This is a genomic window from Pseudomonas sp. AU12215 (assembly GCF_001675465.2).
In the GTDB taxonomy this organism is placed as follows: domain Bacteria; phylum Pseudomonadota; class Gammaproteobacteria; order Pseudomonadales; family Pseudomonadaceae; genus Pseudomonas; species Pseudomonas nitroreducens.
Genome location: NZ_MACM02000089.1, coordinates 1 through 5,885 on the forward strand (window position 1 = coordinate 1; position 5,885 = coordinate 5,885).

Consider the following 5,885-nt stretch of genomic DNA (forward strand, 5'->3'; position numbering starts at 1 on the left):
GCTTGAACTCGGGGCTGTATCTCTTGCGCTTGGACATGAACACTCCTTCAGCTCAGCGTGAGCTTACTCGAAAGTGTCCGTGCTAACGGGGTAGAACCCGTATTACACCAGTGCCAATTATCTCCTGCCACTGGTTAGCAGTCAGGTACTAAGCCTGGATTTCAATCTGTACCGCACCCTAGATGCCGGCAAGGCTGATGCAGGCGAGATCAATAACACCACCTGGTCCATGGCAGCAGGCTATAGCTTTCTCGGTGCCCACAAAATCACGTTGGCGTATCAAAAGGTACATGGCGACACGCCATTTGACACCATCGCGTTTGGTAACGGTGCTGGCAACAAGGGCGATTCGGTGTGGCTGAGTAATGCCATACAGTACTCGGACTTCAATGGCCCGGGTGAGCGCTCGTGGCAGGCCCGCTACGACCTTAACTTGGGGGCTTACGGTGTTCCTGGACTAAACCTGATGGCGCGCTACGTCAAAGGCGATGATATCGACGGTAGCAAGGTAGGCGCCGATAGCGCCTATCGCAATCGCTATGGTGATGACGGGAAGCACCACGAACTGAACCTCGAGGCGAAATACGTGGTGCAGTCAGGGCCAATGAAAGATCTGTCCATGCGTCTACGCCAGGCGTGGCACCGGGCGAACTCTGATCAAGGCGAGGGTGATCTGAACGATCTGCGTCTGATCATTGAGTATCCATTGTCGATTCTTTGACGGACGTTTACGGAGCCTGCGCTAACACTGCAGGCTCCAACAAGAGAGTGCTATCAGATAGAGCAGCGCTTAATTCTCCCTGACCGCTGTCTCTGTCCTATCACAGAATCTCAAGGCATTTGACTACTTCACAGGAGTCAACAGCGTGCCGTCTACAAGATGCTAGTAGCTGCGTGGCGGTTGTACGCCGGCTAGCCAATCGACGCTGCGGGTTTCTAACTCCAGCGGCGCACGTTGCGAGACTGCCGAGAGAGGTTCTTTCGTATCGGAGCAGTAGAGCACCTTCTGCTCGGGGGAGGAGTGGATGCTGCCTAGGTGACCATTCGCGTCCGCTCTGAAGTGGACCGGATTTTCCTCTATCTGCCAATCCTTACCGGCCTCACGCAGCCTGACTTCCAGCAGTTGTTTCGGGGAGAGGCGACTACCCAGACCGTGCCAGGGAGTTGCGTCGACGTATGCCATGCTTTCTACGAGATGAGCCATGATGAGTTTCCTTTTGGGCAATAGCCGGCATACAGCGCTGCGTCATGCGCAGCACCGGCGGGTATTTAAGGGGGGGAGGAAAGGTGAGATCCGATCAGATCGGCAGGTTGAAGCGAGTGCCGCAGCTTAGGCAGATGTTGTTGGCTAGTGCGTAGTGATCGAGTTGCTTGCCAACTTGAGCGCCGAGTGTGCAACCACTGATGGCGCCGGTCAGACCTCCGAGAATCGCTCCAGAAATAGATCCGAGAGAGAGGCTCAGGGGGCTCATGTAAGGACTGGTTAGTCCTACCCGGTTCGCTGCTAGCGCAACTGAGGCACCGCGAGCTGCGCCACAAAGCGTTCCGGCAATAATGCCGAGCTTCATGGCGGGGTTTGCTGAGGAGATCCTGAGCGAGCGGCAGCTAGGGCAATGCAGTGACATGGTCGGAAGGTTCCCTGGTGGTATGTCATTGCAGTGATGTAGAACTGAGATTTTTTTGAATGAAATCTCTGTTTGATGCAGATGTAGAGAGGTAACGCCGGATTTAAGGTAGTAGGGGCAGTCGACTGGCCGGGAAGAAGTAAACATGCACTCCTAACTTGACAGCCGCCTCCGGGCAGCATTTTCATTTTTGGCTGCGTGCTTCTCGCCAAGGCTGAAGAGAGCGTTACTCAAGATCGATACTGGGGCGGGTTTCTCCCGTCGTTAGATTGTGGGCCATGTCCCTAATGGCGTCTTTAGGAACTGAACGAAGTGAGTGTCGTGGAGGTACTCCAAGTCCGATTCCCACTCCTGAATTGCAGCCTGGAAATTCCCCGGCTTGCGCCTGGCGTTGCGACACAGTGCGGCGATGGTGTTCGCTATTTTGAGTAGCCGCACAAGGCCTCCGGGACCACCCCATTCCCGAAGATAGGCTTCAGAGAAGGGAGTGTTGTGCAAGTCCGACTTCAGGAGTTGTTCAAGTATCCGAAGCCGAGTGTGCCGGGGCTCGCCATATTGGCCCACGTGGTAGCCATGGTGCGCGAGCATGCCGGCGGTAACCCATTCCACATCGAACAGAGCGCCTAGGCCTACTGGGGCGTCTGTCCGGGGCCATTTCAGATAGTCGAGCAGGTAGCGCCGCCAGTTCGCTGCCACCGGCTCTATGGCCACCTGGATCTTTTCCAAGGTGTCTAGGGTGATGACCAGCTTTGTTGCCTCGAGGCGCTTGTAGATGGCAGGGCTGACCAGTAGCCTGCGCACCCGAACTTCGTCATAGGGCGCCTTGTCCCGCATGTATTTTCCGTCGGCCTTGAAAGTCACCGGCAGAAACAAGATGAAATAGCGGCGCAGCAGGTTGACCTCAGTCGAGTTGCTGCAGAGGGTACAGAGATTGTTGAGCGCACCCCAGTCGCCGGCTTTTACCTGTTTCAGGATCTGGTCGAAATGAGCCTCCATTAGCACAGATGCGGCATGTGCCCCGTCCTTGAGGCAACCGACATTCTTTACCATCTGAAAGGCCCGGAGATCAGCCATCAGAGCCTTTCCCGGGTTCAAGCCTGGTAGCGTGCTCATGCTAGCTATCTCGCCAGGTTACGAACGGGCCCAATAGGGCGAGGGCCAATATCACTACGAGAAGCGCGATTACGGCCGGCTCGATGCGAGAAATGCGGTAGTCGTCTGCTCGATAGGTGAAGGGGGCGGAGGTCATGCGGATAAACATCGACCCGGATGGGTTGCAGCCGCCAGGTATGATTAATGTTTGCCTCAAGGCGACCTTTCATGCGGCAGCCATCCTCGGCTGGCGGATTGAGCGCTTCACAAGCCTCCTTGTCTTCGACCAGGACAATCGCACCGTCGTAGACCAGCAGCGACTTGCCGACCTCGATCGTGCGCCAGACGACGAGGAAAGGTTTGACCAGAGCGAATGCCATGGCGAAGGGGCCTGTCTTCAATCTCACTCTCCGGAAACATTTGAACCAATGATAGGGCAACCTTTGCGCACCGAGTCTGAAGCGGGGGCTCTACATGAGCCCCTCTCATTTCAACCCCGGATGTCTGCCGGGAAGTGCTGGGGCAAATGACACCCCGGCTCCCCGGCGATGCAAATGGAGCTGCCCGGGTCCATGTAGTCCTCATGGGTGCCCGCCCCGATCCAGGACGAAGCGTCTCCATGACAGTTCGGTCCGTCGATACCTTCATCTGCGCAGTAAGCGGGCTTGCCATCGAACTGGAAGATCACGATCTTTTCGATGCTGTAATTTCCTGCCCGCGTGAGCTGGCCTGGCCGGCTAGTCGGGCCGGCAGTGTGGCCATCGCCAACGGCTTGGTCATCAGCAGACAGGACGGAGCTTGGCTGTTGGGACGACTGGAACGCCTGAGCTTTGGCCGGCGCTCCAGAATCGGCCTTATTGAGTTGGTCGTTGTAGCCTCTCAGGTAATCCTCGGTCGAGATGGCAGCCGTATTGCGGCTTGGCTGCTGCGGGCTAGTGCTGTTCTCGCTCCCCGTGGCCGCGCTATTTGCCAGCGGATTTGGAATGGCCGCTTGAGAGATGCCGGCCTGATCGCTCTGCCGCGCGCGCTCTCTCTCTTCTGTGGCTGCCAATAACACCTTGAATCGGCCTTTCATCCTTTGGACAGATTCGGTACCTGCTCGACCAGACTTCTCAAAAAGTGCGTAGAGGTGGACTTGATCGTTCAGGTCTTCAAGCATCTCGTAGGAGTGTTTGCCGTCACTGATCTGCATGCCCAGCACCCCGTTCACCATTGTCCAGGACTTTAGGAAGCGTTTCGGGATCACAGTGAAGACAATTCGCAGCTGCAGGCCATCTCCGGCGTCTGCGACTGCCTCAACAATAGACAGCCCGGTAGCCATAGAGGTACGGACCAACTGAGGGTCTGTGGCGTAGCGGATTTCCACATTGGAGAGCAGCTTGTTGTCTTCCAGTGCGTCCTCCAACTCCATGGAGGTGTCGATCCCGGTGGCTCGCAGGGCATTTGCTACGCGCTCATCGTCCTGGCCTCTGTACCCGGTGAATGGGATCAAATCTTCGGGTGTGACCTCTTCTACCGCGTCGAGGGCGTTGTTCCCGAATAGGTAGAAAGGGGTGTAGACCGTCATGGAGCAGATGGTCAGGAATAGCCAGATCTGGAACAGCTTGCGCATGCGGTCGTCCTTGCTCGTTCAGGTTTGCGTGGCCGGAGGATATCCGAGAGGGGTGGCGTAGTGCTATCCAGGCCTTAGGCGACCAGGCGCCGTGGCTCGTAAAACCCACGGTGGGAAGAGAAGTTAGGTGCGGAGATTAGGTCTTGAGTTTTCGGGCCGCAGAGCGCAGGCGCTAGGGTGGTCTTCGACTGCACTCCACTCCCTGTGCCACCAGGCGATGATCTCTCCTGCTGCCTTTTCCGTCGGCGCCGACACTACGGTGCGAGCTTCTGTGGCCACAGCCGCCCACCAGCTGGCCCACTCTGCATTTGGGGCCGCAGGGTCAATCGCCTCTCTATACACAGCTTTGACTCCGCTCAGCGTTAGCTCCTTCATTGGCCCCACACCCCAGCTGGGCCTCCAGGTATATCATCACTGGCAGATGGTGCTTGCCATATCGATCGTACGCCGCCAGAAGCTCCGATATGAAGGTGGCCAGTGCCTCCTGCCAATCCGTCGCACCTACCAAATACGCGTACTCTTCGTAGATCGGGACGATGTCTCGGCGCTGCGAGTGCTGGAACGCCATGCGGATGTCCTAGGTGATCACTGCATTTGCTCGTTAGACGACCAACCTTACTTCTAGGTCTTCCGGGAATGTGATTTGTCGAGTCCAACAACGTTCATTGAAGAAGTGCGGGGCGATCCGGAGAGTGTGCTGAGTGTGGCTAGCCCCGGGGGCATCGTTTGGTTCCTGATTTCGGGAGTGGTTAATCCAGTTTGCTGGCACTCAATAGGCTGAGTGAATCTGACTTTCAATAGCCCCCACTTCCAAGGGGACGATAGCGAGCGGGGGATAGTTGCCCTTTGTTATCGCTTGCCTCACAGGGGCCGTATCACCCATGCCGTAGTTCAGCCAGCATGACTGTGCGGAGTTCCGGCTGTAAGCAATCTGGAAATCGCACTGAACCAGGAAGTTGCCGATGTATGAGGTCCTGTTCGGGCTGAGCTTGAAGGGTGCCGAGAACTTGGGTGAGATGTAGGTGGCGAATCGCTCCTCGGTATAGGTCACTGGTCCCGAGCTGCAGGTCGAAGTGTTGGTGGCTGTGTAACTCTTCGAGCGCTTGCCTTCCTCCCCCCCCGAGTATGTGCACGAGCTCCGGTATTCACCGGACTCAACCTGGACCTCATGGCTGAAATACTGCAGTTCGAACTGGTACAGCTCGTAGCCACGAGGCGTCAGCGGCAGAACGAAGGTTCCATCGTTCTTGAAGCCGTTCCTGATCGTGATTTCTACCGCATGGGTCTTGGTTGCCGCATCTCGGAATCGAAGCGTTAGACGCTGGCCATGTGGGTCTTCGAGTTTTCCATCGAAGCCTGCTATCCCCACGGCGTAGGTGGGCGGATCACTTTCGCGCAGTTGGTACCAACTGGAGATATTGTTCTGGGTGATGCTGGTGCAACCCGACAACAGCAAGGGGTTCTACCCCGTTAGCACGGACACTTTCGAGTAAGCTCACGCTGAGCTGAAGGAGTGTTCATGTCCAAGCGCAAGAGATACAGCCCCGAGTTCAAGC

The 5,885-nt window shown here is 56.7% G+C and carries 4 protein-coding genes and 2 pseudogenes; 1 reads left to right on the forward strand and 5 read right to left on the reverse strand.

The annotated features are described in order from the left end of the window. Positions 1–100: 100 nt before the first annotated feature. Positions 101–721: pseudogene (locus tag A9513_RS14510) on the forward strand (OprD family outer membrane porin); the annotation flags it as partial. Positions 722–952: 231 nt separating this feature from the next. Here the strand turns inward: A9513_RS14510 and A9513_RS14515 are convergent. The 5 genes and pseudogenes from A9513_RS14515 to A9513_RS14535 form a co-directional block, all read right to left on the reverse strand. After that, a pseudogene (locus tag A9513_RS14515) lies at positions 953–1,204 on the reverse strand (hypothetical protein); the annotation flags it as partial. A gap of 685 nt (positions 1,205–1,889) precedes the next feature. After that, positions 1,890–2,699, reverse strand: coding sequence for a hypothetical protein (locus A9513_RS14520; RefSeq protein WP_065327446.1), 810 nt, complete (start codon positions 2,697–2,699; stop codon positions 1,890–1,892). A gap of 44 nt (positions 2,700–2,743) precedes the next feature. After that, positions 2,744–3,097: a hypothetical protein gene (locus A9513_RS34950; protein ID WP_176707241.1), complete on the reverse strand. Its 354-nt coding sequence runs from the start codon at positions 3,095–3,097 to the stop codon at positions 2,744–2,746. Positions 3,098–3,207: 110 nt separating this feature from the next. Next, on the reverse strand, positions 3,208–4,329 hold the full coding sequence (locus tag A9513_RS14525) for a hypothetical protein (RefSeq protein ID WP_065327447.1): 1,122 nt from the start codon (positions 4,327–4,329) through the stop codon (positions 3,208–3,210). Positions 4,330–5,098: 769 nt separating this feature from the next. Beyond that, positions 5,099–5,785, reverse strand: coding sequence for a hypothetical protein (locus A9513_RS14535; RefSeq protein ID WP_065327448.1), 687 nt, complete (start codon positions 5,783–5,785; stop codon positions 5,099–5,101). Between the last annotated feature and the right edge of the window lie 100 nt (positions 5,786–5,885).